33 protein-coding genes, 1 pseudogene and 2 riboswitches are annotated in these 25,818 nt (G+C 52.5%); of the genes and pseudogenes, 6 read left to right on the plus strand and 28 right to left on the minus strand.

Features of this window, described 5'->3' with window-relative positions:
* Positions 1–5: 5 nt before the first annotated feature.
* The 4 genes from HYE77_RS04385 to HYE77_RS32900 form a co-directional block, all read right to left on the minus strand.
* On the minus strand, positions 6–518 hold the full coding sequence (locus HYE77_RS04385; RefSeq protein WP_177068456.1) for a hypothetical protein: 513 nt from the start codon (positions 516–518) through the stop codon (positions 6–8).
* 638 nt (positions 519–1,156) lie between these two features.
* Positions 1,157–2,284, minus strand: coding sequence for a hypothetical protein (locus HYE77_RS04390; RefSeq protein WP_058428026.1), 1,128 nt, complete (start codon positions 2,282–2,284; stop codon positions 1,157–1,159).
* Positions 2,268–2,912: a hypothetical protein gene (locus tag HYE77_RS04395; protein WP_080394783.1), complete on the minus strand. Its 645-nt coding sequence runs from the start codon at positions 2,910–2,912 to the stop codon at positions 2,268–2,270. The genes HYE77_RS04390 and HYE77_RS04395 overlap by 17 nt, the downstream gene beginning before the upstream one ends.
* A 325-nt stretch (positions 2,913–3,237) precedes the next feature.
* Positions 3,238–3,492, minus strand: coding sequence for a hypothetical protein (locus HYE77_RS32900; protein ID WP_003395062.1), 255 nt, complete (start codon positions 3,490–3,492; stop codon positions 3,238–3,240).
* Positions 3,493–4,264: 772 nt separating this feature from the next.
* Here HYE77_RS32900 and HYE77_RS04405 point away from each other — a divergent pair.
* A complete protein-coding gene (locus HYE77_RS04405; RefSeq protein ID WP_070414817.1) occupies positions 4,265–5,086 on the plus strand; it encodes a hypothetical protein in 822 nt (273 codons plus the stop codon).
* A gap of 270 nt (positions 5,087–5,356) precedes the next feature.
* Here HYE77_RS04405 and HYE77_RS04410 read toward each other — a convergent pair whose 3' ends face one another.
* The 15 genes from HYE77_RS04410 to HYE77_RS04480 all read right to left on the minus strand — a co-directional run bounded on the left by HYE77_RS04410 (position 5,357) and on the right by HYE77_RS04480 (position 16,016).
* Positions 5,357–6,109, minus strand: coding sequence for a hypothetical protein (locus HYE77_RS04410; protein ID WP_177068457.1), 753 nt, complete (start codon positions 6,107–6,109; stop codon positions 5,357–5,359).
* Between the two features lie 424 nt (positions 6,110–6,533).
* Positions 6,534–7,049: a hypothetical protein gene (locus HYE77_RS04415; protein WP_177068458.1), complete on the minus strand. Its 516-nt coding sequence runs from the start codon at positions 7,047–7,049 to the stop codon at positions 6,534–6,536.
* Positions 7,042–8,214: a DUF3800 domain-containing protein gene (locus HYE77_RS04420; RefSeq protein WP_177068459.1), complete on the minus strand. Its 1,173-nt coding sequence runs from the start codon at positions 8,212–8,214 to the stop codon at positions 7,042–7,044. The genes HYE77_RS04415 and HYE77_RS04420 overlap by 8 nt, the downstream gene beginning before the upstream one ends.
* Positions 8,215–8,275: 61 nt before the next feature.
* Positions 8,276–8,644 carry a hypothetical protein gene (locus HYE77_RS04425; protein ID WP_177068460.1) on the minus strand — a complete coding sequence of 123 codons (369 nt, stop codon included), beginning with the start codon at positions 8,642–8,644 and terminating at the stop codon, positions 8,276–8,278.
* A gap of 100 nt (positions 8,645–8,744) precedes the next feature.
* The gene (locus HYE77_RS04430) at positions 8,745–9,170 is read right to left on the minus strand and encodes an EamA family transporter (protein WP_095142851.1); all 426 of its coding nucleotides are present in this window, start codon (positions 9,168–9,170) and stop codon (positions 8,745–8,747) included.
* Between the two features lie 108 nt (positions 9,171–9,278).
* Positions 9,279–9,809, minus strand: a complete 531-nt coding sequence (gene ppa / locus HYE77_RS04435; protein WP_065983817.1) for an inorganic diphosphatase — start codon at positions 9,807–9,809, stop codon at positions 9,279–9,281.
* 356 nt (positions 9,810–10,165) lie between these two features.
* A complete protein-coding gene (gene eno, locus HYE77_RS04440; protein ID WP_086793478.1) occupies positions 10,166–11,449 on the minus strand; it encodes a phosphopyruvate hydratase in 1,284 nt (427 codons plus the stop codon).
* Positions 11,450–11,522: 73 nt separating this feature from the next.
* Complete coding sequence (locus HYE77_RS04445) at positions 11,523–11,864, minus strand: hypothetical protein (protein WP_177068461.1); 342 nt, start codon at positions 11,862–11,864, stop codon at positions 11,523–11,525.
* 94 nt (positions 11,865–11,958) lie between these two features.
* On the minus strand, positions 11,959–12,225 hold the full coding sequence (locus HYE77_RS04450) for a hypothetical protein (protein ID WP_177068462.1): 267 nt from the start codon (positions 12,223–12,225) through the stop codon (positions 11,959–11,961).
* A 42-nt stretch (positions 12,226–12,267) separates the two neighbouring features.
* Positions 12,268–12,591, minus strand: a complete 324-nt coding sequence (locus HYE77_RS04455; RefSeq protein WP_177068463.1) for a DUF190 domain-containing protein — start codon at positions 12,589–12,591, stop codon at positions 12,268–12,270.
* An 80-nt stretch (positions 12,592–12,671) separates the two neighbouring features.
* The gene (locus HYE77_RS04460) at positions 12,672–13,037 is read right to left on the minus strand and encodes a hypothetical protein (RefSeq protein WP_177068464.1); all 366 of its coding nucleotides are present in this window, start codon (positions 13,035–13,037) and stop codon (positions 12,672–12,674) included.
* On the minus strand, positions 13,034–14,380 hold the full coding sequence (locus HYE77_RS04465; protein WP_177068465.1) for a voltage-gated chloride channel family protein: 1,347 nt from the start codon (positions 14,378–14,380) through the stop codon (positions 13,034–13,036). The genes HYE77_RS04460 and HYE77_RS04465 overlap by 4 nt, the downstream gene beginning before the upstream one ends.
* A gap of 79 nt (positions 14,381–14,459) precedes the next feature.
* A riboswitch (Fluoride riboswitch) is annotated at positions 14,460–14,532 on the minus strand.
* 96 nt (positions 14,533–14,628) lie between these two features.
* Positions 14,629–14,952 carry a DUF190 domain-containing protein gene (locus HYE77_RS04470; protein ID WP_047338306.1) on the minus strand — a complete coding sequence of 108 codons (324 nt, stop codon included), beginning with the start codon at positions 14,950–14,952 and terminating at the stop codon, positions 14,629–14,631.
* Between the two features lie 10 nt (positions 14,953–14,962).
* Positions 14,963–15,346: a fluoride efflux transporter CrcB gene (gene crcB / locus HYE77_RS04475; protein ID WP_177068466.1), complete on the minus strand. Its 384-nt coding sequence runs from the start codon at positions 15,344–15,346 to the stop codon at positions 14,963–14,965.
* A 138-nt stretch (positions 15,347–15,484) separates the two neighbouring features.
* Positions 15,485–15,546: riboswitch (Fluoride riboswitch) on the minus strand.
* Positions 15,547–15,680: 134 nt separating this feature from the next.
* The gene (locus HYE77_RS04480) at positions 15,681–16,016 is read right to left on the minus strand and encodes a hypothetical protein (protein WP_177068467.1); all 336 of its coding nucleotides are present in this window, start codon (positions 16,014–16,016) and stop codon (positions 15,681–15,683) included.
* 464 nt (positions 16,017–16,480) lie between these two features.
* Here HYE77_RS04480 and HYE77_RS04485 point away from each other — a divergent pair, with 464 nt between their 5' ends.
* Positions 16,481–16,921, plus strand: coding sequence for a 3'-5' exoribonuclease (locus HYE77_RS04485; RefSeq protein ID WP_177068468.1), 441 nt, complete (start codon positions 16,481–16,483; stop codon positions 16,919–16,921).
* A 158-nt stretch (positions 16,922–17,079) separates the two neighbouring features.
* Positions 17,080–18,561, plus strand: coding sequence for a Shedu immune nuclease family protein (locus HYE77_RS04490; RefSeq protein ID WP_177068469.1), 1,482 nt, complete (start codon positions 17,080–17,082; stop codon positions 18,559–18,561).
* A 275-nt stretch (positions 18,562–18,836) separates the two neighbouring features.
* On the opposite strand, the gene HYE77_RS32530 is transcribed toward HYE77_RS04490, so the two are convergent.
* The 3 genes from HYE77_RS32530 to HYE77_RS32905 are packed head-to-tail and all read right to left on the minus strand — an operon-like array spanning position 18,837 to position 20,135.
* A complete protein-coding gene (locus HYE77_RS32530) occupies positions 18,837–19,226 on the minus strand; it encodes a hypothetical protein (protein WP_139048529.1) in 390 nt (129 codons plus the stop codon).
* A gap of 2 nt (positions 19,227–19,228) precedes the next feature.
* On the minus strand, positions 19,229–19,699 hold the full coding sequence (locus HYE77_RS04495; protein ID WP_177068470.1) for a hypothetical protein: 471 nt from the start codon (positions 19,697–19,699) through the stop codon (positions 19,229–19,231).
* Positions 19,700–19,739: 40 nt separating this feature from the next.
* Entirely contained in the window at positions 19,740–20,135 is a 396-nt protein-coding gene (locus tag HYE77_RS32905) for a hypothetical protein (RefSeq protein WP_007246714.1), read from the minus strand.
* Positions 20,136–20,292: 157 nt separating this feature from the next.
* Here HYE77_RS32905 and HYE77_RS04500 point away from each other — a divergent pair, with 157 nt between their 5' ends.
* Positions 20,293–20,748 (plus strand): helix-turn-helix domain-containing protein, encoded by a 456-nt coding sequence (locus HYE77_RS04500; protein WP_007246715.1) that lies wholly within the window; start codon positions 20,293–20,295, stop codon positions 20,746–20,748.
* A 44-nt stretch (positions 20,749–20,792) separates the two neighbouring features.
* Here the strand turns inward: HYE77_RS04500 and HYE77_RS04505 are convergent, their stop codons facing one another.
* The 6 genes and pseudogenes from HYE77_RS04505 to HYE77_RS04525 all read right to left on the minus strand — a co-directional run bounded on the left by HYE77_RS04505 (position 20,793) and on the right by HYE77_RS04525 (position 24,519).
* Positions 20,793–21,833, minus strand: coding sequence for a DUF4062 domain-containing protein (locus HYE77_RS04505; protein WP_177068471.1), 1,041 nt, complete (start codon positions 21,831–21,833; stop codon positions 20,793–20,795).
* 89 nt (positions 21,834–21,922) lie between these two features.
* The gene (locus tag HYE77_RS04510) at positions 21,923–22,453 is read right to left on the minus strand and encodes an SH3 domain-containing protein (protein ID WP_371321554.1); all 531 of its coding nucleotides are present in this window, start codon (positions 22,451–22,453) and stop codon (positions 21,923–21,925) included.
* 52 nt (positions 22,454–22,505) lie between these two features.
* Positions 22,506–22,982, minus strand: coding sequence for a hypothetical protein (locus tag HYE77_RS04515; RefSeq protein WP_177068472.1), 477 nt, complete (start codon positions 22,980–22,982; stop codon positions 22,506–22,508).
* Entirely contained in the window at positions 22,979–23,188 is a 210-nt protein-coding gene (locus HYE77_RS04520) for a hypothetical protein (protein WP_177068473.1), read from the minus strand. The genes HYE77_RS04515 and HYE77_RS04520 overlap by 4 nt, the downstream gene beginning before the upstream one ends.
* Before the next feature lie 46 nt (positions 23,189–23,234).
* Positions 23,235–23,411: pseudogene (locus HYE77_RS32535) on the minus strand (NAD-dependent dehydratase); the annotation flags it as partial.
* Between the two features lie 34 nt (positions 23,412–23,445).
* Positions 23,446–24,519 carry a hypothetical protein gene (locus HYE77_RS04525; RefSeq protein ID WP_032861748.1) on the minus strand — a complete coding sequence of 358 codons (1,074 nt, stop codon included), beginning with the start codon at positions 24,517–24,519 and terminating at the stop codon, positions 23,446–23,448.
* Between the two features lie 590 nt (positions 24,520–25,109).
* Here HYE77_RS04525 and HYE77_RS04530 point away from each other — a divergent pair.
* Together HYE77_RS04530 and HYE77_RS32910 are read left to right on the plus strand one after the other, a co-directional pair.
* On the plus strand, positions 25,110–25,517 hold the full coding sequence (locus HYE77_RS04530; RefSeq protein WP_177068474.1) for a hypothetical protein: 408 nt from the start codon (positions 25,110–25,112) through the stop codon (positions 25,515–25,517).
* Positions 25,518–25,535: 18 nt separating this feature from the next.
* Positions 25,536–25,742, plus strand: a complete 207-nt coding sequence (locus HYE77_RS32910) for a hypothetical protein (RefSeq protein ID WP_017337041.1) — start codon at positions 25,536–25,538, stop codon at positions 25,740–25,742.
* Positions 25,743–25,818: the final 76 nt, after the last annotated feature.

Consider the following 25,818-nt stretch of genomic DNA (forward strand, 5'->3'; position numbering starts at 1 on the left):
CGAGACTACGACCCCTTGCACACCTTCGCAGCGGCAGCATCGTTCGGGATAAATGAATCCGGCGCGCCCGGCTTCAGCACCACGTACCCTCGCCGCCACGGTTGATCGTCCACCAGATTCCAGCGGTGCCCGGTGCCGGTGTTGTCTTCGGCGATCAGTACTTCACCCGGATGCAACGTGAACTTCTCACCGCCGCGTGTCACGAACGCCAGGGTGCCGGACAGCGTCATGACGTACTGTGGCTCCGGGTCGTTATGCCAGCTATACGAGGAATGCGCCGCCGTTTGCTTGAAGTGAATGGCGGTCACGTCATTGCGCATGCTCTGGTCGATGGTGCCTTCCAGTACGTGCGAATTGTTGTCGGCGCCGGTGCAGAGCTTGAATGCCTTGATGGAGTCAGTGGCGGCGGGGGCGGCTTGTGCGCCGCTCAAGGTGGCGAGGGTGATTGCGACGGTGGCTGCGGCACGCATGCCCAGGCTGTGGATTCCGTTGCGCGGCGAGCGTTTTTGCTGATGCATGGAACAAGTTTCCCTCGTGCTGAATTGGCGTTGACTGGGAATCATGGTCAGTGCCGTAGCCGTTCGGGACAACTAACTAATGTTTCATTGCTGCACGACTCACGCGCGCCAGAAACGAAAAAGCCGCGCAATGCGCGGCTTTCAAGATGGTGGGCCCAGTAGGACTCGAACCGTTATGTGGTACGTAGATTTCCGGCTTGGATACTGTCCGTCCGGTTTTTTGGTCTGTAATCCCTAGGCAAATCGGCGTTTTTAGCAAGATGAAAAACTCTGTAAAACCGTATTTCAAATACCACCTGGGTGTGGAATTTGAAAGCTATCACCGCATCCCGGATTTCAGATATCTATTGCACCTACAACGCGACGTATTCGATCTTGTCCAGCAGGCGCCCTTCGGAGCGGACTGGGAATATCCTAGTATTGTCATGGGAAGCACCGCCTGAAATTCATCAGGCGCGGTCGAATGGAACCTAGCGCTTCATCGCCGATGTCGCCAACCATGCACTGGAACCCAAGTGGTCATACAAAAATCCCTACCTTAATCAATGACTGGTTGCCAGCGGATAAGTCATGGACATGGCAGTCTGCCCCCTGCTCAATTGATCTCTGTACGGGTCTCTAAGCGCTGCACGCAACCTTTAAAAAATGATCGCGTTGGTCACAGCTATCCTGCTGGCATCCAGCAAAGGTTTATCGGATAAGCTTAGAAGGTAGTTTTGCTCTTTGGCTACCTCTCGGAGGAGACTATCCATTGCTACGGATAGATGCAGCAAGCCATTGAACTTGTCCTCGGTATTAAAGATAAAACGGGAGCCATCAGGTACTACTAATCTCCTCGCTTCTTCCTTGTTGTTCCACAAATAATCCAGATATCTTTGGGTCTCGGCCAATATCGCTAATTCGTAGTAGGCACCAGCGGAGAGGCTATGCATGTTGGCATGGTACATTATTGAGGCAATATCAAAGCTTGAGATCGTTACAGGTTTTCCCTCTGCCTCGAGCTCTGCCTTTATGTTTTTACATAACCTTATTGATTTGCGGAGTCCACCACCCGTAGTTTCACATCGTTCTCGTACCTTTTTGATGTGCAGGAAAGGCCAGTTTTCAATCGTGGTACTTTTATGCGAATCTAGGATAGTGACAGCGCGGTCATGTTTCTGGCCAGAGGCTTGGTAAGTGATAGTGTCATGCCAGTGGGAAGGCACGACGTCTACTGGACGTGCTAATGACCCTCCTTGCAATTTGATGGCCTTAGAGCCAGAAGTGTCAATCGTCGCAGCGGGAAACGCATCACGAAGAGCTCTACCAATTTCGCCCCTGCGAGCGGTTAATACCCCAACTGAGGTGCGTGAGGTCGGTGAGCGGTACTGACCCGATGTACTCATGTACCCACGCGCATCATAGGTATGAAAGTCAGCTTCTATTGCTAAAAGATCAACATCACTGACCCCTCGAATATGGACATTCAGTGGTACTGATCCCTGTAGCTCGAATTCAAGATTGCCGCTTGTCCTCTTAGACAACTGGTTGCTAACCCGTTCTGCGGTTTCGATGCTGATGCGGGTGTAGGTAGGATCTACCTCCTGCATAGCGCCTAAAGCAAATGTTGTATTCGGCTTGTCTTTAACCCTATGTTCCCACGCCTCTTTTGTAAGGCTTCGGTTCACGATGAAGTCCTTCGCATCCATCGCGATTACAGAGGATCTATCAAGGCCCGAGCGTCTGGAGCGCAGACGATTGATTCGTTCGTTAATTGGTGTGTTCATTTTTTCTCCTCAGCTCCATTCGCCCATAGGTGGGCCGACCGTAACCGTTAAAATAGTCACCCTGTGCGCAATCTAGTGATTTAGTAAACAAAAGGTTTGCGCTGCCAACATGTCCCCGAAGCTCAGGTTCGCCGGGATTAGGATCATTCCGGTAGTTATAAAGAAGGCGATACCCGTCAGCTTCATCGTGAACCAACGCCGCAGTGATACTGTTGGAGCCTGATTGATGTGTCTTCAATCGCACTCTAATCTTGTCCCAAGTTTGACAAATATATACATCGGCTTGCCAAGAGCGAATCGGATTTCCTTCGGTGTCCAGTGTTGTTCCAGTGCACTGCCACTCTCCCGACAGATCAGGAACTTTTAGATATTTAACTGCCCAGCGCCATTTCCAAACTGTCTTATTGAATAGAGCGTACAGCAGGGCAAAAACTATACCTGCGCCAATTAGTGACAGGGCTGTCGGTGGAAGATTTACAGGCAGGTCATACTTTTTAGCCAAATCTTCAGCTGACAGCAGCAAAAAAACCGCAATGCCGGAAATCGCGCTTGCCAGTAGTGTCAAGTACCGGCCAATCAGAGCTCGATTTACTCCGCCCAATAGGCTGTATTCATGATCGTGAATCATTAGGCGCAACCTTCATCAGACGCAACTTTGAATAGACTTAATGTCCCGGAAGCCCATTAACCTGCAGAAGATGGGCGGCAGCAAAGCCGCCCAGAGCTTCCGATGAAACTTCAAAATTACTGGGTATGGCATACCGAGGAACACGTCCGGCAACCGTTCGACTGCTGGTAGGTGTTGCGAGCCTGGCGAACAGCGGTCATACAGGTGGTGTGATAGCCAAGATCAAGACGGTTATGGAGTGCCGGCAAATAGATGCACGTACTGGTATGCACCTCGTGGTCACCATTGGTCTGTGCATTACGGTTCACGAAATACTGAGCCATTTTTACTCACCCCGCACTTTGTTCGATTGGGCGAGTACCGAGGCCGCTAGGGTCTTGGTGGTGGCGTTGTACTTGTTGCTGTCGAGGACATGACTGGCTTTAGTCTCCATATCGGCACCGGTTTGCTTGCCGGTCGAAGCTTGAGCCATGGCCGACCCTGCCAATTCCTTCTGGATGGCCGAGGAGCTATCACTACGCAGGATTTTGGAGGCCAAGCTGGCCACGTGAGACGAAGTTTGTTTAGGATTTTTCGGCACGATTAGGTGCTCCTGTATCTAGAAAAAATCGAGTAGGCAGGAGCAACCCTTGAGCGGAAAGCCGAGCTGAATGGTTGACATCCAAAGTCGGTTTTTCTCTAATGCGCGTCCCACCAATGTCCGCATTGGCTCAGGGATTGGCGGGTATGTGTGCTCGGCGTCCAAACTTTGCACGCATACCCGCTGTGTTCACTGAAACCTCAGCCTCTCGCCAAAAACACAACATGTAGTGCTGTTGTAAAGATGACCTACAAGATAATGGGGTCAAAATGACATTGCAAGGCAACAACCCTGTGGATAACTTGTGTGCAAATCAGTGGTTGGATCCATTTTGCCCCTGTATGTATGGCCAGCCCTTCTAAATCGCGGGGTACGACGTTTCGCCCTTGAAATATTTTGAAATACACTCCTTTCGCATGTCCCTGTTCCCTATGGAACAGCCACCCTCAGCGTTTAAAAGTGACAATCCAGTGGCGTCATTTCTTCGTTAGATCTGGTTTGGTTTTATCCGTCAGGTGCTTTTCCCAAACTCTTTCCACGTCCAGTGGATGACGCTAAAAAACTCCACTGAAAACATTCAGCGGGGTATTGCGGGGCTATTTCCTCTGACCTATCATCACGCCAGGCGGTGATGGTCGCCTGGCGCCTGTTTCGCGAAGCAATAGCCCATCTGTGACACCCTTCAGTTTTACATCGGCATGTCCCTAACCAGACGCTGCCCGGTGAACAGGCAATCGGACATCTAAGCGTCGTAGATTTAGGAACCATTGCCATGTCTGATTTTTCCCCGCTAAACATCTTTAAATCCCAAGCTAAACAGCTTGCTCGTGATCAGGGCCTGAAGCTTTCTGTCGCTCAAGAAACCCTTGTGCAAAAAGCGGGCTTCGCTGATTACCATGAGTTTTCTGTCGTCGCCCAACGGAACCTCAAGGATCCGCGTCTGATGTTGGCCGTTTTTGGGATCAAAGACTTTTCCCAAGCGATCCATGAGGATGATGTCTACGCCAACCTGGATCTAGAATTGGAGGATCAGCTCTCCGGCGCGATTGCGGATACCAATGCGAGTGGATTCACTATTGATGCTCTTGAAGTTGAAACTGCTGACTACAGCGACGCAACCGGGAAGCTTTCTTTAGAGGTTTCCCTGACCTACCAGGGGCAGCAAGATCAGGAGAGGATGTATCACGGTGCAGCGTTCTATCTCAAAGCCACGGTCGAATTGCTACGCCGTGATGGTATATGGCTGCTTGCTGAGAAAGGCGTGGTCATCTCCAGCGGTGAATCTGATGCTGACCGCGACCGTAGATCTGAGCAGGAGTATTGGGCAACCGTGGAAGAAGCCCGGAGTAGTAACCGGATGTCCATGGCTCAAGCGCTTGCTATTGAGCTGGGGATATCTGTCGATGACGCCGAGCTTTTGTCCGGAGCAGAGATCACGACTAACGAATCGGATGACGGGCTCGTATATAGCTACTGGATCAATCTCGAACCGGAAGCTGAAGGCGAGCTGAGAGCAGACCTGCTTGCGCGATTCGGCTCTCTGGAGTACGAGCTAGACCCAAACTTCTTCGATGATGTTGAGCACGAGTTCTGAAATCAATGAGGAAGTGGCCAGCTGAAAGCTGGCCATTCAAAACAACCCCACTCACATCTCTGCTCACAAGAAATGGCCCCTCTTTACCGGATTTACCTATCTTCTGGCCGACAGCCAGCAGATAGTGATCGACCTTTCGTGAGCGTTCCACGTAGCAGATTCTACCTATGCGCTGAAGGGCTGTGTGAGCGCTTCGATCCTGTCCACGGGAGACACCATCGACGCTTCCCGTCGTAACAAGAAACCGGCCCGGTAGGCCGGCTTTCTGAGTCATCTAAACTTTACGAACTGGGGATGAGCTTGCTGAAGGTAGTCTTTGACAAGACCCGTGATGAACTGATGGCCTTCATCAATCGTCATTGATACCTGCGCGGGCTGTTGCATCATTTCTTGAAAGCCGTGCCTAGCATCGAACCCGTTCAAACTGAAATTGTTGGCTGAACAGGTGAATTTCTTCTCTTTTCGCTTGCTTCTAAAAGCCTTTAGACCCTTCCGCCTTTCCCATGTCTCAAGAGTGTCCAGTATCTTGTAGTAGGTGATCCAACTGCTGTCTTGGTCGAGAAATTTGAGGAAGAGGTAAATATCCTCATGCTCAGCGGCCAGCATCATAAGGCTGATTTTCTGTGATGTGCCAAGAGCCTTCCTGAGATCATCGGCCCAAGCTTGGCTGGAGACAGCAGGCTTGGTAAGCATCCCCGGAATGTTCCTTTTTTCTTGCCTAGTGAGCTCGCCCCCCTCAAGCAGGATCTTGTAGATACTCAGCTTGTATGGTTCGCGCTCCAACAGCGTCGATGCACCATTGAAAAGACTCAAAAGCTCATAGGTGATCTGCCAGACTCCTTCCTGAGTTTGACCCTCGAACAGATTTGAATTAAATCGGAAGTCGTCGTTAGGGCAATCGTTCCAGTCATCTACTCCCCCCCAGAGCCTGAAGTAATTGATGCTGCGCCCCCATGTGCAAAGCTGCCTGATCTCCTGCGGGTCGCCGTTGAGCAACACTTCCCAATCACCTTGCATTTGCATCAGATCCCTCCAAACTTGAGAACCAGATGCTAGCAAAAAAAAGCAGTCAGTAACCGGCCCTCCTGGGCTCCCAAAGTTATCCGTAGCTGGCAACCGGAGATGATTGATCAAGAGCATCCCGTTTCCCGAAGCACATTGGATTGGATGCGAGCTATCTAACCGCGCACCTTGAAATCAGGCTTCGGTCTGGTGTTGTTTGGTTAGGTGAGATGCCACCTGAGCAGTCATGGTGCAGGTCGCAGCTGGTGAGGGATGTGAAGCCTTCCTCTCATCGTAGGCTGCATTCCGTCGCTCAGCTTAATGTGCCCACATAGGGTCATTAAGCCCAAAAATTATGGTTAATGTGCCGTATTAGGGACATTAGCCTGGCTCGTCACACGGGGCATATCCACAGCGCTCGGCGTCCAGACGGCGGTTAATACTCTTAGTCGCTAGGCTCATGACGAGCCCAGCGCAATGCAGCTATCGACATGAATTGCCTAATCGCCAGCGCTCCCCGTTCATTTCTGGCTTTCGAGCCAGGCAGGGTCAGTGCTGCCTCTACCTTGGCACGACTCGCTTCGTACATTGCAAATGCGTTGAACTCAGAATCAAGCAGCACCAAGAGCACAGTATCGAAGGGTTGTCGTAGATCAATTGCACCCATACGGCCCGTAATCTTTTGCGGGTTCAGGATACAGCGCCCCTTGATCTGGATTCTCGCGACGCCAACTTCCAGCGTCTCTGTAGCGTCGTAACCTGCCTGCCTTGCAGGATGTAGTAACAGGCCGAGTCTAGTAGCAGCTTCATACTCTGCGATCTCGCCTGTCACGCCCAGTGGCTTGCCGGTCAGGCGATAGAATCTACGCGCGAGCACCTTGGCCTCTTTCAAGATCTCTAGGATTTCATCCTGGATCAATGCAGCCTGCTGAGGTTCGTTGCCATGACTGAGTTCAGTCATCTGCAAACGCCTCGAGCGCAGTGAGCAGCTTGGCAAGCTCAGTCAGGTTGGCTGCAGTCACGATGTCATATTCTCCTCGACTACTCAGCCGATACACCTCTCGAGCCTTTTTGACACGTTCCAGCAGAGGGACGACTATGCCTGACGCCCTTTCCAGAAACTCGTTGATGTCAGCCCGTGTCTGAGGAATTTTGTAGCCTTTGGCCGCGCTTGTGATGATCACGTCCGAATCGCGAAGCTTGGCGATGCCGCTGGAGCGGATCCTCTGGTCGTTGATATCTCCGAAGCCGCTATCTTTTAGGTGGCCGACTATTTCTGCGGTTGGCACGTAGTCTTTGGTGACGAATTCGCTTTGGAATCTCAAGAACCGCAAGATGCTCAGCTGCAGGCGCTCATCCTCATTAGGATGCTCACCAACTCGCTCGCTAAAACGGTCGGCCTGGCGGAGAGCTTCCTGGTGTACCTGGTAGTCTGCATACCCAGATTCATCCGTCGGCGGTGGCAGAAGAGACTGGTACTTGGATGGCCACTCAAGCATTCCAAGAGTCAGGCTGCGTAGGATCTTTTTGTAGGCAAGAACTGCTTCTTCCGATGCTTTCTCTTCGTAGATCTGAGCGACTGAGCCTGCAAAAAAATCTGCAACCTGAACCAAAACGTTGTCCTTACTGGCCATCGTCTGGAAGGCATCCTTATCGCCAAATAGGTCGTCCACGAATCTTTCTGCAACGTAGCTTTTTAGGCTCTCCTGAAATTCCTGGCCACCATGCTCGTCTACGATCATCTGGAGGTCAGGGTATGCGCGGAACAAACGTTCATAGAGCAACCCGTTCACATATTTTATGAACGAGGTCTTGATACGGAGGCCGCCGTCTTTGTGAATTCGGGACTTATCAACGACGGTGAAATAGAGCTTGAATGGCAGCTCAGCTAGCTCGTTGAGGATTCGGGCACGGCGATCTGAATCCTTCGGCTTCAGATTGCTGGATTTGATCTCGCCTGTTTGAAAATGACGCATGCGGAGTGCTTCAGCTTGGGCATAAGCAGCTTCCAGGTCTTTCTCTGCCACCAAAATGGAGCACACGATGAAGAAGCCCGAGCTTCCTCCCTTTGAGGTATCAAGGTCGGAATTCCCGGACTCATCCACGAAGGCATATGTTCTGTCCATGAGCTTGCTCCATCAACAACGTACTGAGCGCGGTGGGTCTCCCAATGGCAAGGTGGCGAACTCAGTTCGTCGCAGTGGTACTGCCTGGAGCGGGGCCTTCGCTGAACGTGTAGTTGATGACCACATCATTTCGGATCAAGACGTCGAGAGTTTTCTGAGTGCCCGTAGTCGTCACCTTCATGGTGACCACGTAGCTTTGGGCATGGGCTGAGCCATTGGTGTAGGTGTAGATCCACTTTTCGTCAGTCTCGCTGACAGCACTCTTGGCGTAGGGCTCACCAAACAGGGACTTCAACTCGGTAGTCGTCGTTTTGCCTTTGGTGATGCTCGCTACACTGGCCGACGGAAAGTCTCGTCCTGCGGTGAAGTGGGAGGTAGCGCAACCGCTGAGTGCGACACATATTCCCATAATCGCTATGAGCTTTTTCATATCTATCCTTGATCGTAGAAAGATCCGAATCTAGCTGGCATCGAGGCCAAAAGCCATCAGCAATATTGTTCAGCGGGCTGAGCATTGGCTTGTATCCGTGTCAGGGCTTCTTGGCTATGACCAGCAGCCCTGCCACGATCAAGCCCGCACCGGCGATCATGCGCAACGTGATGACCTCCCGAAGCACCAGACCGGCAAGCAACATAGCAACGACCACGCTACCTTTATCGATCAGCGCCACCGTGGCGACATCCCCTACCTTCAGTGCCTTGTAGTAGAAGATCCACGACAAGGCAGTGGTAACGCCAGACAGTCCCAGCCAATACAGATTTCGGCTTGTGATGTTGGCCACTTCCTGTGTCGGAACAGCCCAGGCCGCGAATACGAGTACAAAGGCACACACGAACAGGGTGCGAACGGTTAGACCAAGCTCAGCTGAAATGCCTGCGAGTCCCATCTTGGCGATCACAGAAGTAAACCCGGCAAAAAACATTGAGATGAAGGCATAAGCCACCCATTTTTCCATGCGTGTATTTCCCTGAACATTTGATGTGCAAGCGACTGAGAGGCCAATCGCAAATCACTTGCCCCTCAGTACCTACTCCTGGCTGACGCAGTCAATTTGGCGGATGACTTATTTCGGAATGTACGCCGCGACCGACTTGCGAATCTCTTCCCGCGCTTCATCTGCGCTTCCCCAGCGGCCCATCTTCACCCACTTACCCGGCTCCAACGCCTTGTAGTTTTCGAAGAAGTGCTGGATCTGCGCGAGGAGTAACGCAGGGAGGTCTGAGCACTCCTTTACATCGCTGTACATCGAGCTGAGTTTTTCATGAGGCACTGCGATCACCTTGGCATCCGCTCCAGCTTCGTCCGTCATGTACATCACACCAACCGGGCGACTACGAATGACAACGCCAGGTGATACTGGGTAAGGACAAATCACTAGGACGTCGAGAGGATCGCCGTCATCGCTGAGCGTATTTGGAATGAATCCGTAGTTGGCCGGGTAGAACATCGGCGTGCTGAGGAAGCGGTCAACGAAGATCTGTCCGCTTGGCTTGTCCACCTCGTACTTGATCGGCGAGTGGTTTGCAGGAATCTCGATAACGGTGAAGAAGTCATCGGGAATCGCGTTACCAGCTGGAATGTCCGTGTAGCTCATGCTCATATCTCCAAGCGTCTATGAAAGGCAAAGGCCGCTGACTTTTTTGCCAACGGATACACGTGATTCGATTTTTTACGCTGACCAACCAACAGATTTACTGGCTATACGACAAATAACCTTCTGATCGCATCCAAGTCAGCCCAAGGTTGCGAAAATTGCGAGCTGACTTCAGCACAGCCAAAGCCATGGGCGAATGGTTGATTACTCAATGTCTCGGGCTGCTGCGCCGCGCACTTTCGACAAATGACAATGCCGCTCTGGATTCTCCATCGCTTGTTCCAGTCGACTAGCTTCTCGGACGGGGTCATTACGTCTCTCTCGCTTCAGCCTGCTTGGCCTCAAATCGGTGGATATCACCGCACAAATGCATCATGTCCTGCATAAATGGCACGGCTTCCCAGGTGCTCTTCTATCCGCAGAAACTGATTGTATTTTTCGACCCGCTCCCCCCGGCATGGAGCTCCTGTCTTGAGATGGCCAGTCCCCATCGCGACAGTCAGATCAGCGATGAAGCTGTCCACCGTCTCCCCGCTACGATGAGAAACCATCGCCCCCCAATTTGCCCCATAGGCCATTTCGATGGCGGCTTTGGTCTCAGTCAGGGTTCCGATTTGATTGGGTTTGATCAGTACGGCATTGGCGACGTTTTCTGTGATGCCTCGCTGAATCCGTTCGACATTGGTGACAAATAGGTCATCTCCAACCAACTCGATCCTGTCACCCAGCGCAGTATTCAATAGCTTCCAGCCCGACCAATCGTCTTCCGCGAGGCCATCTTCCAGTACCGCAATCGGATACTTGTCGACCCAGGAGGAATAGAGGCTAATCAGCTCTTGGGCATCGACCTTACGACCTTCCGAACGCAGATGGTAAAGACCGTTTTCATAGAAACCGCTGGATGCTGGATCGATAGCGATCTCGATCTGAGATCCAGGGGCGTAACCTGCCCTTTCAATTGCCTTGATGATCAGCTCAATGGCATCTGAGTTTTTCTTGAGCGTCGGAGCAAAGCCGCCTTCATCTCCGACCGCAGTTGAGTAGCCGGCGTCCTTAAGCACCACTTTCAGCTCGTGGTACACCTCAGCGCCCCAACGAAAGGCTTCCTTGAAACTGCCAGCCCCTGTAGGTGCAATCATGAATTCCTGAAAGTCAGGGCCTTGCCAGTTGGCGTGAACACCGCCATTGAGAATATTGAACATTGGGACGGGCATTCTTGCTGCTTGCTCGCCGCCCAGATATTGGAACAAGGGCAAGTTCAGCGCAGAAGCCGCCGCTCTGGCAACGGCGAGGCTCACGCCCAAGATCGCGTTTCCTCCAAGCCTGGATTTATCAGAGGTTCCATCCAGCTTAATCATCAGATGATCAATCTGTTCCTGGTCAGCCGCATCCAGGCCTCTCAAAGACTCAAGTATTTCGGTATTTACATTGCTAACGGCCTTCAAAACTCCTTTGCCGGAATACCGCTGTATATCTTGGTCACGCAACTCAACTGCTTCGTGAGCGCCTGTAGAGGCACCGGACGGTACTGAAGCCCGGCCCATGGCGCCGCACTCCAAGGTGACGTCAACTTCAACGGTAGGGTTGCCGCGTGAATCGAGAATTTCACGTGCATGAATGGCCTGGATTTGCGTTTTCATAGATATTCTCCAAGTAACGATTCGGGAACGTCATTAACCATGTGAAACCGTTGAGAGGCCTCTATGTCGGACGTCAGCTCTCCATGAGTATCCTGAACAGCTGCACTGCCGACACCGCAATTGCGGGAACCAAGAAGCCTCCAATAATTAGTTCAGGAATCTCTCCCACCAAGGGCATGAACTGCCCTCTTTTTGCCATCTGGAAAATCTCCATCATTTGGTTTGAAGCAACCATTACAGAGCAGCAATACGCCGTCTGGGCTTGTAGCCTGGCGCGCCTTTGATTTAGCAGATGAAAGGTCAGCAAGGACACTCCAACGCTTACGATGAAAAGCGCGGCGAACTCATAGACGGATCCTGTGAAAAACCTGCCCATCACAAGCCCGAATACGATGCTCAGCGTCACTGCGCTCATGTGGTCTCCCAATTCTCTAAAATGATTTTGATGAGCCGACGTCGGTGAGCTCCATTTCGCGATCTCATCTTTGGATTGCCAACCGCCATCGCGATCAATGTTGCTGTGCTCTCAGCTCGTAGCCCGGTACGCAGGTCTGGGCTACGTCGGCCTTGCAGGACTTCTCACTGGGCATACGCATCGTGACCAATGCGCCTTCGAGCGAGGTGACGATGTACCACCCCTCGCTCGAGACCTTTTGACTGCCTGCGATGCCGGCCAGAAAAAGTGACCAGAAAACCAGTCCTACGAGAAGCGGCTTGTTGTCACGAGCCCAGTTAGCAGGGGCTGGCTGTGGACGTAGGTTATAAACTCGGTACATGGCGTTTATCCTTTTTATTGGCTGTCCAACAAGGTGCGTTTTTTAGTTTTTCGCCTGACCCACTCGACCGTATTCGATGGGCAATTTGATATAGCTCAGTGAAAACGACTCCTTGGCCAATGCCTCCAGCAACCTGTCGCACCCAATTTCATCAGTGGATATAGTCACCGTGACGGGATGATCTGCACCGTTGAGGAAATGTGCGGTATGCAAATGTCCCAAATGATCTAGCCCCTCCGTACCGCTCACGAGCGTTGCTCCCAGAGCACCTTGTCGCTTGGCGAAGTCGACCAGCCACTCCCCCAGTGGAAGGTGCTGGTACTTGGTACTCTGTTCGGTGAAAAACGTCAGTTGAAAGCCGTTCATAGCTACATCCTCTAATGTGGCGAGTGACCGACGCTTCGGTCGGCCTTACCTCTTCATTTCCGAGCTGTTTTCAAACTGAATTACGACGCGTCAGTGAGCGGTAACTCACATAAGAGAAGAACTGCTCGCACCTTGCGTAACTCGTCAGCGTGGTCGCGCAGGAATGCGCGCAGCTTGTCCTCTGTATCTAGCAATTCCAGGCATTGGGGATGACGCATATCACCCAGCTCCGGGTGATGATGCGAGATACGATGCCCCGGCAAATAACCTGCAGAGATCGTCTTGAGCATGACCTGCTCGATTTTTGCTTTTTGAGCAACTTTAAGGAGGTGCTGGGCTAGCGCAGGTGCGCTTAGGTGGTGCCAGAAGCTGGTAACCCGAGCCCGACTAGCGCCGGGGAAATAGAGTTGCAAAGCTGTCAGGCGATCTTGACGATCCTCGGTCATTTCTCTTCCCCCTCAAGAGCCACTTTCCGCTCGTTTTCAGATTTGGTTTGTTCGTGGAATTGCTTGATATCAGAGAGCCGGATTTCCTCCGGCAGAGGACGGTGATGCTTGCTGTGACCAACGCGCTGGGCGTGATAGATACCGGTGTGTCCGGAGACGAGGTAACTAGCGATACACGCGATGGCCGCGAGGGGGGCGATTTCAGGCCCGAACAGTTCCATGGCCATGACAATGGTTGCCAGTGGCGTATTAGCTGCACCAGCGAAGACGGCGACAAAACCGATACCAGCCAGCATGCCGAAGGGGAGATGTAACAGGGGCGCTAGCGCGTTCCCCAAGGTGGCACCAATGTAAAACAGCGGTGTGACTTCGCCGCCTTTGAAACCAGTGCCCAGTGACACAACGGTGAACACCATCTTTCCAAACCAATCCCAAGGCGCCATTGGCATTTGAAAGGATTGGACGATGCTCGGAATACCCAGTCCGATGTACTTATCGACGTCGATGTAATGGTTACTACCGAGCGCCCACACGGCGACTGCGATCAGCAGGCCGCCGGCGAAGGGTCTTAATGGTGAATAGGTGATAAGCCGCTTAACCAAAGCACCGAGCTTGTGGGTCGCTGTCGCGAATAGCAGACCGGTAAGGCCAAAGACAATCCCAGCGGCTACGACAGCCATGACGCTCCAGAGCTGTACTGGAACTACTTCGCCAATGACGTAATGCGTGTGAACCACCCCCCAGGCTTGTCCCACCTGGTCAGCAACGATTGCCGCAACTACGCATGGAAAAAGCGCGTCGTAACGCATACGTCCAATGGCCAACACTTCAAGTCCGAACAAAGCTCCAGCGAGGGGTGTGCCGAAGACGGACGCAAAGCCAGCGCTAATGCCGGCCATGAGAATCACCCGACGGTCTTCGCGGCGCAGACGGAAGACATGCGTCAGTTGATCGGCAAGGGCACCGCCCATTTGCACCGCCGTCCCCTCACGTCCCACAGATGCACCAAAAAGGTGGGAAACCACGGTTCCGATCAGCACCATCGGCACCATGCGCAAAGGCACGATCTTCTTAGGATCATGGATCTCATCGATGATCAGGTTGTTTCCGGCATCAACGGGTTTGCCTATCAAGTGATATGCAAGTCCCACAGCAAAGCCGGCCACTGGCAGGAGCCAGATTACCCAGGGATGGGTTTCTCGCCACTGGGTGGCATGATCCAAAGAAAGGAGGAATAACGCAGAAGCAGAGCCTGCCAAAAGAGCTACAAGACCAGCAAGCGCAAGCCATTTCGCTATATAGGGCAGTAAGTCGAGTTGTTCAGGTCGTCGAAATTTAGACATTTGGCCAGCCACAAAAAAGTAAGTGGGCCTGACCAAAAAGGGAATCTGAGCGCGAACGCCTACAGACCTGATTGATCAGGTTTCTGTAGGCATCATCAGCTGCTACGGGCGCAGCGGTTGGTTAATGGAGGAATGCCATCTCCAATCCGTCGATCTTAGCTAGCTCCGCTCAAAATGTAAAATCATGTTACGGAGGCAGTAAGCACAGGAAGATCTCCTGAAGCCTTGCTTGGTAAAAGGATGCCGGACTAGGTGGTTTTTTTGCCGACGAAGCCCATTTCAATTGGAGTTTTTATGTAAAACACCGAGATTTCCTCAAGCTCCAATCGTACGAACAACCGTTCAGATTCGTCCTCGGTGATAGCCATGCGAATCTCGGTAGGCTGATCCGCCAGTTCAAAAAAATGGGAGGAGTGTAGCCGACCGGTATGCCCAAAACCCTCGATACCCGTAGATAGGGTCGCACCACGTAGTCCCATTTCTTTCGCCAAATCTACGATCCAGTCGCCGAGCATCTTTCCCTGATAACGACGGTTCTGTTGGGTAAAGAAAATCACCAGAAAACCTTTCATTTTCATCTCCTCAACGCGTACCGATCATTTGATAGGACAGAAGCCCGGCAGCCGTCATCGCCAGCGAGCCCACGACGTGCAATGAAACCGAACCGAGCGCCCACAGCAGCCTGCCTTCCTGGATCAGGGCAACTATTTCTGCCGAAAACGTGGAAAAGGTTGTAAGCCCGCCACAGAAACCCGTGATGATCAGCAGACGCCACTCAGGACTCAGGGTGGGAGATGCGGCCAAAAACGCGATGGCTAGGCCAATGATGTAGCCCCCAACCATGTTTGCAACCACTGTGCCTGGGGGAATCGTCGGAAACAGAGCGTTTAGCTTCATGCCCAAGAGCCAGCGCAACCAGGCACCAAGTGACGCGCCAACGGCGATAACTACAAGTGATTTCAGCATGGCGGGCTCACCTCGTCAGACCTAGGCCAAGTAGATACCAGGTAAGCACAACGCGGGAGTGACGACTGGGGTAGTAGGATCATAATCCTGTCCTAGATTGGGGACAGGAAGCGGATACACCTACGCACCCTGTCCAGGGTTCACGTAGGCATCATCAGCACGAAGGCGGTTAAAGGAGGAATGCCATCTCCTGATCTGATCCTATAGCATCTGCGTCAATAGCATCAAGAGCCATACATGCGGGCGATCTTAAGGCGCCTTTGGCGAGGCAAGATGCTTGATCAATTATCAAGGTACGGGCCGACCCTTTGCGCAACTAGGTCAGTTGGCGCGTCTACATCGATTTAACCAATACGACCTCAACATACTTGTATTTCTTCCTAGCCGCCTTCACAGCCTCTTGCTCAGCAAGCAACGAGCTCAACGTATCAGCCTCGTGAATCAACTCGACCATTTTCCCTTCAAACTCGTTACCAACCCGAAGCGTGACCCGCAGCCTAGGCGTAAATGCTTTTGCCACTTTCTTCTTCGCTGCTGGAGCGACCACCGGTTTGGTGAGCACAACTTCTTCCACAGGCTCCGGCACTAGCGGGGTAGAAACTTGCTCCTCTGGCTGAGGTGTGCCGAAAAGGGCACGACGCATTTCTTCTTCAGTTAAATCAGAGTTCATAGAACATCTCAAAGGGACGCATTTCGCTGGGAAAGCTCTAATAGGATTGTTGCTGACCTGTGTTCGTGGAGCCTGCGGGGACGTCAAATCCCCAATTCGATTTCAATACAAGAGCCTCGCAATGCTCGCGAAAGCTGTGCCTTTGGCAGCAGTGTAATGAGCCCATCAACTAAGTTGCTAGCGTGACGAGCGTATAGCGTGACTGTGCCTGCATCAGGCGTTCGACCGGGCACGATTGCACCTACCCGCTGATGGGCAATTTTCAGTATGCTCAAGACGTCCTGACTCACCTGATTGATGGACAGGTGCTCAACCAATGGTCTGGGTGGAGGCGCGGCGCGGCTCCACATTTCTATGACCGCTTGGAGGAGTCCGTCTGAGCCAAGATGCTCGAGGGCCATTTCCCATAGCTGACCTTCCTGCGCCATATCCAGGCGAGCCCTAGCCATTGCGGAGTTCACAATATGAGGCTCTTTCTTGATTGCGAGTTCACCGAGCTCTCAGCAGCAGCGAAGCTGATATCACTCGCATTAGTGGCTGAGGATGGGCGCGAATTCTACGTGGAATTGCTCGACTCATGGCGAGAAGAAGGCTGTAGCGATTTCGTCGTAGAAGTCGTTCTTCCGCAGCTGTGGGGAGGGAGCTACTCGCTACCCACAGCTGAAGCCAGGTTGTCTCTGCTCAAGTTTCTGACGTTGTTCAAAAATGAGGTCGAGATCGTCACGGATGCCCCTCAGTACGATTGGGAGCTTTTTTGCGACCTGGTATATGAGGACGGACGATGGCCCAGAATCGTTCGTAATTTCCCTACTGACGCAACGACACTTACTCCGACTAGCGAGGGTGAAGAGCTGCCCCACCACGCGTTGCTCGACGCCAGGATTATTGCTGGCATGTTCAGTTAAAACATAAACGACTTGGAGCCATCACAGTGTTATACCGTTCTCTCCGGCAAAGCTTCCGTCAATCCCTTCTCCAAAACACTAGCGGCTCGCTAGACTCGCACTCGCCCCGTCAGTGCGCGGGCAAGTAGAAACCATATCTCGATCAAGGACGAAAGCACATGCCATCTATGCGCCCCTCACAGTACGCCATGCAACAGCGCGTGGATGGCGGCCCATTCCTTCGTTTCGACCATGGCGAAGCGAGAGGATTGAGCGAGGGAGAACTCGAAGAGCTGGAGTCGGGCGAATACAACGAAAATGACTTCTATGGCCCGACACTCGTTTTCTACAGCGATGTACCTCTGCTAGACAATGGGTCAGGCTGGCATCTCTTATTGATGGTCACCTCCGAGTATTTGACCATTTATCCTATCAACGCCCGCTCGGAACACTCTGAGTACGGTAAACCCAAGTACGACACCATCCAGTCGATAGTGGTTACTCGCCCTGTCTTCCAAGAATATCCACATCCTAACAATCAGGATGAGCTTGAGGATTTACTAGGACTTCTCCCAGTAGGGCTCACCAAAGACTGGCGCTACGGTCTCGGCTTCCACTACGAGTACCGATATATCATCCAGGCTTTAAATGATCTGGAGGGGATCGACACACTGTTCCTGCATGGTGGGCCAGGGAATTTTGATGCGAAAATCGAGGGCAATCATTTCTGTTTAGGCGTTGCTCAGCTTGAGAAAATGGAGCGAAGCCTTGATCGGCTAACTCAGCGGCATCAGCGAGAAACCGCTGCCGACAAAAAACTTGTTTGCTACACGGGGCTCCTGCACAAAGCGGCCCCCGAGCTTTATCCTCCACGTGAACGCAAGCTCCCGCCAGATCTGCTTGCAAATCTTGTAGCGCTGGGGTCAGTGGCGCCTCGTCTATCACCCAAAGATCAAAAGCAGGCAGTCATGCTTGCCCAGCAAAGCGTCTCCGCGCTGGCTAAATCTTCACCGAAAACCCTGTATCAGCTGAAGTCTGAGATCGAGCTCATAACGCTCGGCGAACTCATTGAGGTGTACCGGAAAATGCTGGAAAGCAACGCCGCCGAGAACAAGTGGCAACGCTTCCTGAGTGAGCACTCTTTCGTACTCGACATGGCGTTCGGTTATCCCGTCAAGATGATTGCAGAACAGCCCTATGTAGGTGGTAAAGACATCAGAGGTCAAGGGGGCCAGTATTCCGACTTCTTGATGGCTGCGAAGGCCACCGGAAACCTTGCTCTGATCGAGATCAAACACCCTCAGCACGACCTACTCGGAAAAGCCTACCGCAAGACATACGTACCCTCTGACGAGCTCAGCGGATCCGTGGCCCAGGTCATTAGCCAGCGAAGCGTTCTACAGAAGAACATTCTCGGTTTGAGCGAGGATCTCGACGACCGTGTCCACGCACATGCCGTGGCGGCCATTGTCATCATTGGCCGTACCCCATCAAAGATTGGTGAGCAGCGGGCCTTCGAGCAGTATCGGAACAGCCTCAAGGATGTCCTCGTAATTACTTTCGACGAGATGCTAGGTCGGCTTGAGGGCATTCATAAAGCTTTGACGCCAAAACCGCCAGTAGCGCACTTGCCCCTCAGTGATGAAAACTTACCATTTTAAAATGTGCGTCACTGGATATAAGGGGCCGCTGAGGCTTTACAGCCGTTTTGGGTCGCCCAAAGAGGTCGGGCTGCTGATCTATAGTGTCCAGACTGGTTAGGGGTTGAAAGCCACCCCGTGAATCTGACGATCAAGATAGCAAGCGGAGCGCGCAGGCGCTAAATGAGCCAGAGGCCTGAGGGTGGAAGCTCGCCAAGGCAGAAACCCGGCTTTTCCGGGGTTGGTTCACGACACCCGTCCCTGAAGAGGGCCAAGCCCAAAACAACGATCTACGACTACTGGAGGCGATCAGGCGTTGGCAGATACCTGTCTCCCGCTATGCGCATGAACTCACGCAGACTACGCCGTCCGACATCACGCCTAAACGTCGCAATGACATACTTGGAGTTGACCGTGTTGATCACCCAAAACCTACCTTCCTTCGTAACGGACTGAATGTCCGATGTCCGAATCAGCCTACCATCTGCAAATCGTTGGTACGGCCCAGGGCAAATGTGACTGAACACAACGCCAACTGCACTGCATGCATGAATATGGACATTCACCAGATAGGCTGTGACCAGCCCGCCGTAGTCTTGACTCACTGCTTTGGCGATGCGGAGGAGGTCGAAGTCCGAGTAGCGCTTTTCGTGTAAATCGACTGCGACGGTATTGATGTCGTCCATAGCTACACAGCCTCCGACGCTGAGACCACGCCGGTGGATGCAGCACTACGCCGATATAGCTCCCTGACCCCAACCAAGGCATCAACATCCAGGTCGCGCTGATGGGTATTCACGTACACATCACCACTCTCGACCTGCAGAACACAGATTGGCACTTCTGCCCGGTTGAACCCCATGGAAAGTGATTTCAGCTTTTCCATCTTCCAGCCTGACCCTTTGTTCATCCATGCCGGGGTAACGACCTGGACATCTTGAATGACCATGCTCTCGTCTTGGGAGACCAGCAGCTCCACCAAGCGAGGTTCATCGTTCAGCATCTCTTCATAAGCTACGAACCGCCCCTCATGCCGGCGTTTGAGGCTTACGTGATACCAATGAGTAACCAAGGATCGCGACATGGCGTGAAAGTGAGCGAGACCGTCCCCGAACATACCCACCGGGCCGGCCTGGTCTTGCATGCTAATCCTGAACATTGCGTATCTCGTGTGGAGCAGGCCTGATTAGCGCCTGCGATTAACATAAGCCGAATATTGTCTTGAGCGATGCGGTCATCTCACGCCCCTTGCCCACTAGGGCATACACCGTATTACGGGTCTCGAACAAGCAAACGCCGTCGAACGACTTGCAGAGGGTCGAGCGTACCCAGCCCCCTGGAGGGAACCGACCCTGGCTGTCGTAGGTGACGCAATGGGAATAAAGGAACATTGTCTGCAGGCCTATGGCGCGCACCCTGGCGAGCGATTCAGGAGGCTCGTCCACATGAAAGATCAGCCAATCCTCGACCAAACAGTACGGTTTCCGACCGAAACGATCCGACACCAATGCCTCTATTTCGGCTTGAGGTAGCTCTGTTCCAAAGGACGATATCTCACCCTCGCGGAGCAACTCATGCTCCGAAGAATTACCCATAAATTGATGATCCTCATGGTGCGAACCCAAAAACCAGGCTCTGCGAACACGCAAAATACCGGGCAACAAGCCAGAAATCCCATCGATATGATTATATGCATTTGTGTGGGATCTATCAAACGCGTCATACCGTCTCTTTTTAGGAGAGGTAGGTTGGATGTCCCTGCGGAAGGCTTATGCGGCGACGCTACAGTGGCTGAGGATTCGAAATGGCTTATCGCAAGCAGACCTCCAGCATCAAGCTGACCAGGCTCACATAAGCCGCTTGGAGGCTGCGACGACGACACCGACTATTGATCTGAGTGCGGATCTGGCGCATGCGCTGGGCCTAACGCCTTTGTCGCTGCTCACTCTGGTGGCCGCAGCCGATGAGGGGAAGACAGCACGCTCTGTCTTGAATGAATCGATGATAGAACTCATGCGGTTAGGAGTTCTTGATGAAGCGCTGCCTGCCGAGCCGCAGAAGATCACCACACCACAGAGAATCGCAGCCGCAGAAAGGCTCGAGGCAGTACGCAAACTAAAGGCAGAAGGTCTTTCTCAGGCAGAGGTCTGCCGGCATCTGGAATTACCCAGAAGCACTGTTGGGCGCCTGTGGCACGTTGACGATTAAAAGCCCCCCTTGGCTCAAAATGACAGAGGCACGGGTGTCACTGATCAATAAGCCAAACTTCTGGCCATTCTTACGATGCTTTCCTGTATCCATTGCTCCACGATGGGCCGTGTGGCAGGGATGAAAAGTCGTGACTCACTAACGAGCTTTTCACGGCGCATAGGCATCGAATAGCTGCTGGGGGCAGTCGCTGGCGGCTCCTCTATCTTCGCCATGTCTAAATTCTTCAAGGTAATGCGATACCACCCGCTGTTGAATCCGGACACCTCGAAGCAGGACATAATTAGCTTTGATAGATTGGTCGGAGACACGAAATAGAGACCAGCCGTACGCCCCTCGACTGGCACACTTGCGTCAATTTCCAAAAGGACGAGCCCGTCGTCAAAAACGCGCCAAGACGTATCTCCGGACTTCAGTCCTGTGAACAACTTGTCATCCCAGTCTTCGTAACCTTGCTTGAACTTCGCCAAGCCCAGGTTATGGAAGCTATGGAAAATCTCATCACGGCGTTGGGCCGCTCCGTGCACAGCGTGCTGCTCAATGGGTTGTGGCAGAAACGCGAACTCAAGCTGTGGCGCATAGGAGTGACCGCCGTAGGAGCGAGAGCTTGATGCCTCTGTAATGCGCTCGTGAAAGGCGTTCTCAGAAATTGCGCTTTTGGATTTCTCCATTCTACTCAGGCCCTGGACAATAGCTTTCAAGAGCTCTTGGGGGTCTGAGAATGAGGCTCTGAAAAAACCTTGTTTGTAGTCAGACACCTCGTTGACGAACACTGTCTGCTTCGCGTCAAAGTCAGTCTGCTGGATGAAGACCAAAATCGGTTTACGCTTGCTCACTGCCTGGTGGAATTCTTGCTGCGTAACCGAGAGACCTGGCTGAGGTTCATAGCCGTAGTTAGCGCCAAGAATCAGGATATAAACGTCGCACTGGTCGACCTCTGTCAGGCAGGCGTGCTCCGAGGAATAGGTTCGCGCTCCGAAGTGCTCGCTCATGACCGGCTTCATGTCCAGTGTCTCCACCGCGTCTTTAGCGGCGGCTCTGAACTGCTCGAATCCTCTTACTACGGAGCTTATGAACACCTTCATCAGTGCATCCTCTGAACGCTGGCATATGTGTCCGTTTGGACTGTAACTAGGTGTGATCGTTGCAGATTGTCTCAATGGTGAACAGCAGTTCAGACACCGTAACGTTTGTTACCGCCAGAGGTAATGCAATATCGACCACCGCGAGGCCCGATACACACGTTCCCAGAGGAACAAGTGCAGGATGAACCATAAGCTGGGGTCTGTTGGCGAGCAGGCTGTTTCGGCTGAATCCCTGGTCTTGGCCTTAAGACAACGTAGCAGTCTGAGCCGCTGCACAGGCTTTTGGACGAAAGCCACTTTGAAGGTTGACTATCAATGCTGATGCGCGCCCAATCCTTTCGGGTCTCAAAAACTTGAACCTTCTCCCCGCGCTTCAGTTTTGAGATGACCTTTCCGCCTGGTTGATCCCGGACATTGAGGTTATCAGCGCTCACGAATTGCTCAGTTGCTGAGGTTGGCGTGGGTGGGGATGGAGACGTCGGCGTGGTTGATACTAGCGTGCTCAGAGTGCTCGGCTCTACCGGGGTTTGAGGCGTGTCTTTTTTCCCCATTGCCCACAGGATGGCAAAAAGAATCAGGAGAGGGATAAACCACGACTGGGACTTTTTGCGCATATCCATTGCTCCCGCTTAAGACGCAATACGCCCGCTGCCATGCAGACCTATCATTGGACTACTGCGAGCTTAGCCAAGCTTCCAATTTTTTCAGCCTATCAAAATCTAAAAGTTTGAGCCTTCCCGAATTCAGGATTTCAAAAAGCCGCTGCTTCGTTTCGGAAGAGGAAAACCAATCAGCGACCTCGACGTTGCAGTGCTTAGAATCACTTAGCACCCATTTCATCACCATGTCAGCTGCAGCTCTGTAGTGATCCGCCATGAACAGCCTTTTGCCGTCTTCTGACCAGCCTCGCATCGCAAGCTTGTCGGTTACGTCGATGACTCCAGCGTCTCCAAAGAAATCGGTCGTATCTGGATAATGAATACCTGCCAAGGACACTTTCGCTACGCCCGAATCGCGGTCGAAGTAGGACAGGAAATGCCATCCGCCAGTGATGCTTCCAGGGTGCGGAAAGTTGATCGCAGCCTTGCCAGTGATGTAATGCGTGCGGGAAACGCGTTTGAGATCAAAATCGAAAAGCGGCTGGGTCATGGGAGTTTTTTGAGCCGGGCCAGCCCCTGTTTGATATGGCCAGCGTTCTCACCAATTGTGTAAAGCGTGCCACGAACGTTGTCGCCAACTTCCGCATGTCCTTGGGCTTCCACCTGGAGGGTTAGCTCCATGAGAGCAGCCTCAAGGGCGAGCTGATTTTGGTACATCCTTTCCAGCACATCTGATAGCGAGTATTCACTTGCCATTTTCCTTCTCCCTGAAATCATCTGAGCATATGTGTTCTGGGACGACCTAGGGTATCAAGCGCATCTTCCGTAGTTTGCACCAACACAAAAAAAATGGTTGATCGCTCGCTTGGTAGGCGGTTGAGCCCATTGCACGGCTTTTTGACATATCCGTCACGACTTCGATTGGTCGAGTAAGGTCTGCATCGGTATTCGTTGAGGATATCAAGCAATCCACAGGCGAATTGCTGCCTAGCCGGATTGGCCAGAGCGCACTGCTAAATTTTCTCAGATAAGCCCTCGCAAGAGGGATCATCATCCTTTACGAAGAAAGTCATAGCCGTCCTGGACTGTAAGCAGTTCTCGGCTTGTTCACTTATGAGTGATCGAGCGTAAGGATCAGCCCACATCTGCATCACACCTTCTCGTCGAAATACTTCAAGCGGCAACGGCGTTGTAGCAAAAGGGTTGTGATAGATACGCAGCCCATCGGTGATCCCTTCTGAGGCTTCGTTGCCTCTGGACACAGTGCGCTTCATCTCGCCATTCGGTAGCGACCAGACAGACGATATGACCGCATCCGGATTTCCGCACATGGCATCTACTTTTCCCCAAGTGGCCAGATTACTGAATATCACGGCGCTAATGTGGCTGAAGCGCAAGCAATCGAAAAACCCCAGTTCGATTTCAGCACCGTTATCTTTCTGTACGCTTCCCAAAGATTTCCCCTCTAATCCGTTAGGAAAGCGCTCCGGATTAGCCAGGTATTCCGCTTCATCTACGTAGTAATCGAATAGCAGGGCTTCGATAGCCCGGTAGGCCTGGAGGTTGAAACCCGGCTGTTCGAACGGTGCTACTGCTAAGACAAATGGGCGTCCTTGGACATGCGGATGATGCTGATACTTATCTTGGAATTTTTGTGATTTGCTCATGAACGCGTTGGCCAACCTGATTATCGCGACCCGATTGAGCTCATTGAAATCAACGTCTTCAAAGAACTCCGCTGTCATGGGCCTACCCCACTCCGGGGTAGCGTCAATGGAATGGTTGGCAGTGGTTGCTTCCACCGTAAACGTAATGTCTGCTGACGAAACTAGGAAATCAGGGGCTGGATAAGTCCAGTCGAAAGCAAAGCCATACTCGCGGAACACTGCGTGAAGATAGATTTCCCAAAAGCTTGAGTTAAACGTGGTCTGAAACTCACGTACGAATTTGTTATCCCTGTCTGGAAATCCATCAAGCCAGCGTTGCAGCTCCTCTCGCTGGTAAAGCCTGCCGGGTCGTCCGTCAGATATGGTGCGAAAGTGTGGATGAAGCCTGTCCTGTTCGTACAAGGGCTTTAGCAAGTCCATTTCGGCCTCCCGGTGTGCAGAATCAGGAATGTTTACATTCTAGTTAAAGCGTATTTTCAGGCTACTTCGACCGAAGAACACTTCTCACGTACCTCGCAAATCTTTCTGAGTTGAAGCTTGTTCGGGAACGCCAACAACTTGCGCTGAACGAGCCTCCTTGGCCTCTTTGAGCCTCTGCTCAGCGTACATAGCCGGATCATCATTTGGCAGCGGATATCCTGCGGCTGAGAGAGCTTCGGCGCGCTCTTCAATGAGCAGGCGCTCAGGATCGCGAACCGTTTGGTAGGCTCTGCCTGGTACGCGTTGAGTTGTGTCCAATCCCGGCTCCCCAGAAGGCTGATGAATAAGAGCGACTAACTTACTTTTAGAACGATAACAGAACGCTTCGAATAGCGATGCCGAGCTCCGAATCATGAGAGTAGGATGCGTTGCGATCTATGCTTCACAGAGGCTCAGACACCAAGCAAGCGGAGCGCGCAGGCGTGAGGGATGCCAGCCCGCAGGGGCGAGACACGCCTTGGCGGGGCTCGATTCACGGCAGCCTGACGCAGCAGGCGGCATGCCATCAACGCCAACAAGAGATAACTCAAATGCCCGACGATGAACTCCGCGAACTGGAGGCCAAGAGACGAAAAGCTTTGTGGATGCTTGCGAACATATCTCCAGGCGATTCGAAGGCGTTCGATCCCTTATCCATTCTTGATGACCTTGAACTTCAAGAGCGAAAAGACTCCCCTCATGCTGACAAGGCACTTGAGCTCAACCAGCTTCGGGATTGTGTCACCGTGCAGTATCACCACTCCGGAATCGACATCATTTTGGAGCAGACTATCCCCCAGCCCTGGAGGGAGCGCTTCAATCAGGCGAGTATCGGGTCGACCAGATTGTTAGATGGGCCTTACGCTGCGGACTGGTATAAATTCCTGGCTTGTTGGGAATCAGAGATGCAGCACCTCGAGGCACACAGAGCTGCCAGAAGTAAGCCCAAGCTGGATTGATGCAGACGGAGAAAAGACGTGGAACGAGACAGCGATGACACCGTGTATTGCGATATCCAAATGCATGTAGCCCAAGGCCGGGAGCTACTGGAAGTAGTGACTGCCCTGCGAGAGTCGAAAGCTCATCCAAGTCTCGACAGAGTTTTTGAACACATTCAGGACGAGCTCAGCACCTCAATCGACATCGTTGAGAACCCGCCGACCTGGGGGCCTTGGTTTCAGTAAACCTCACCACAGCCCGTACTGTTTCTTCCTGTATATCGCGGATAGCCCACCAGTGTGAAAGCTGCCGGTGCCGGCG

This window comes from Pseudomonas sp. IPO3774 (genome assembly GCF_013386835.1).
Classification (GTDB): Bacteria; Pseudomonadota; Gammaproteobacteria; order Pseudomonadales; family Pseudomonadaceae; genus Aquipseudomonas.

Bases quoted from the DNA above. Each gene is read 5' to 3' on its own strand.
- HYE77_RS04385 (WP_177068456.1), bottom strand. From the start codon at position 518: ATGCATCAGCAAAAACGCTCGCCGCGCAACGGAATCCACAGCCTGGGC.
- HYE77_RS04390 (WP_058428026.1), bottom strand. From the start codon at position 2,284: ATGAACACACCAATTAACGAACGAATCAATCGTCTGCGCTCCAGACGC.
- HYE77_RS04395 (WP_080394783.1), bottom strand. From the start codon at position 2,912: ATGATTCACGATCATGAATACAGCCTATTGGGCGGAGTAAATCGAGCT.
- HYE77_RS04405 (WP_070414817.1), top strand. From the start codon at position 4,265: ATGTCTGATTTTTCCCCGCTAAACATCTTTAAATCCCAAGCTAAACAG.
- HYE77_RS04410 (WP_177068457.1), bottom strand. From the start codon at position 6,109: ATGCAAATGCAAGGTGATTGGGAAGTGTTGCTCAACGGCGACCCGCAG.
- HYE77_RS04415 (WP_177068458.1), bottom strand. From the start codon at position 7,049: ATGACTGAACTCAGTCATGGCAACGAACCTCAGCAGGCTGCATTGATC.
- HYE77_RS04420 (WP_177068459.1), bottom strand. From the start codon at position 8,214: ATGGACAGAACATATGCCTTCGTGGATGAGTCCGGGAATTCCGACCTT.
- HYE77_RS04425 (WP_177068460.1), bottom strand. From the start codon at position 8,644: ATGAAAAAGCTCATAGCGATTATGGGAATATGTGTCGCACTCAGCGGT.
- HYE77_RS04430 (WP_095142851.1), bottom strand. From the start codon at position 9,170: ATGGAAAAATGGGTGGCTTATGCCTTCATCTCAATGTTTTTTGCCGGG.
- ppa (WP_065983817.1), bottom strand. From the start codon at position 9,809: ATGAGCTACACGGACATTCCAGCTGGTAACGCGATTCCCGATGACTTC.
- eno (WP_086793478.1), bottom strand. From the start codon at position 11,449: ATGAAAACGCAAATCCAGGCCATTCATGCACGTGAAATTCTCGATTCA.
- HYE77_RS04445 (WP_177068461.1), bottom strand. From the start codon at position 11,864: ATGAGCGCAGTGACGCTGAGCATCGTATTCGGGCTTGTGATGGGCAGG.
- HYE77_RS04450 (WP_177068462.1), bottom strand. From the start codon at position 12,225: ATGTACCGAGTTTATAACCTACGTCCACAGCCAGCCCCTGCTAACTGG.
- HYE77_RS04455 (WP_177068463.1), bottom strand. From the start codon at position 12,591: ATGAACGGCTTTCAACTGACGTTTTTCACCGAACAGAGTACCAAGTAC.
- HYE77_RS04460 (WP_177068464.1), bottom strand. From the start codon at position 13,037: ATGACCGAGGATCGTCAAGATCGCCTGACAGCTTTGCAACTCTATTTC.
- HYE77_RS04465 (WP_177068465.1), bottom strand. From the start codon at position 14,380: ATGTCTAAATTTCGACGACCTGAACAACTCGACTTACTGCCCTATATA.
- HYE77_RS04470 (WP_047338306.1), bottom strand. From the start codon at position 14,952: ATGAAAGGTTTTCTGGTGATTTTCTTTACCCAACAGAACCGTCGTTAT.
- crcB (WP_177068466.1), bottom strand. From the start codon at position 15,346: ATGCTGAAATCACTTGTAGTTATCGCCGTTGGCGCGTCACTTGGTGCC.
- HYE77_RS04480 (WP_177068467.1), bottom strand. From the start codon at position 16,016: ATGAACTCTGATTTAACTGAAGAAGAAATGCGTCGTGCCCTTTTCGGC.
- HYE77_RS04485 (WP_177068468.1), top strand. From the start codon at position 16,481: ATGAGGCTCTTTCTTGATTGCGAGTTCACCGAGCTCTCAGCAGCAGCG.
- HYE77_RS04490 (WP_177068469.1), top strand. From the start codon at position 17,080: ATGCCATCTATGCGCCCCTCACAGTACGCCATGCAACAGCGCGTGGAT.
- HYE77_RS32530 (WP_139048529.1), bottom strand. From the start codon at position 19,226: ATGGACGACATCAATACCGTCGCAGTCGATTTACACGAAAAGCGCTAC.
- HYE77_RS04495 (WP_177068470.1), bottom strand. From the start codon at position 19,699: ATGTTCAGGATTAGCATGCAAGACCAGGCCGGCCCGGTGGGTATGTTC.
- HYE77_RS32905 (WP_007246714.1), bottom strand. From the start codon at position 20,135: ATGGGTAATTCTTCGGAGCATGAGTTGCTCCGCGAGGGTGAGATATCG.
- HYE77_RS04500 (WP_007246715.1), top strand. From the start codon at position 20,293: ATGTCCCTGCGGAAGGCTTATGCGGCGACGCTACAGTGGCTGAGGATT.
- HYE77_RS04505 (WP_177068471.1), bottom strand. From the start codon at position 21,833: ATGAAGGTGTTCATAAGCTCCGTAGTAAGAGGATTCGAGCAGTTCAGA.
- HYE77_RS04510 (WP_371321554.1), bottom strand. From the start codon at position 22,453: ATGGATATGCGCAAAAAGTCCCAGTCGTGGTTTATCCCTCTCCTGATT.
- HYE77_RS04515 (WP_177068472.1), bottom strand. From the start codon at position 22,982: ATGACCCAGCCGCTTTTCGATTTTGATCTCAAACGCGTTTCCCGCACG.
- HYE77_RS04520 (WP_177068473.1), bottom strand. From the start codon at position 23,188: ATGGCAAGTGAATACTCGCTATCAGATGTGCTGGAAAGGATGTACCAA.
- HYE77_RS04525 (WP_032861748.1), bottom strand. From the start codon at position 24,519: ATGGACTTGCTAAAGCCCTTGTACGAACAGGACAGGCTTCATCCACAC.
- HYE77_RS04530 (WP_177068474.1), top strand. From the start codon at position 25,110: ATGCCCGACGATGAACTCCGCGAACTGGAGGCCAAGAGACGAAAAGCT.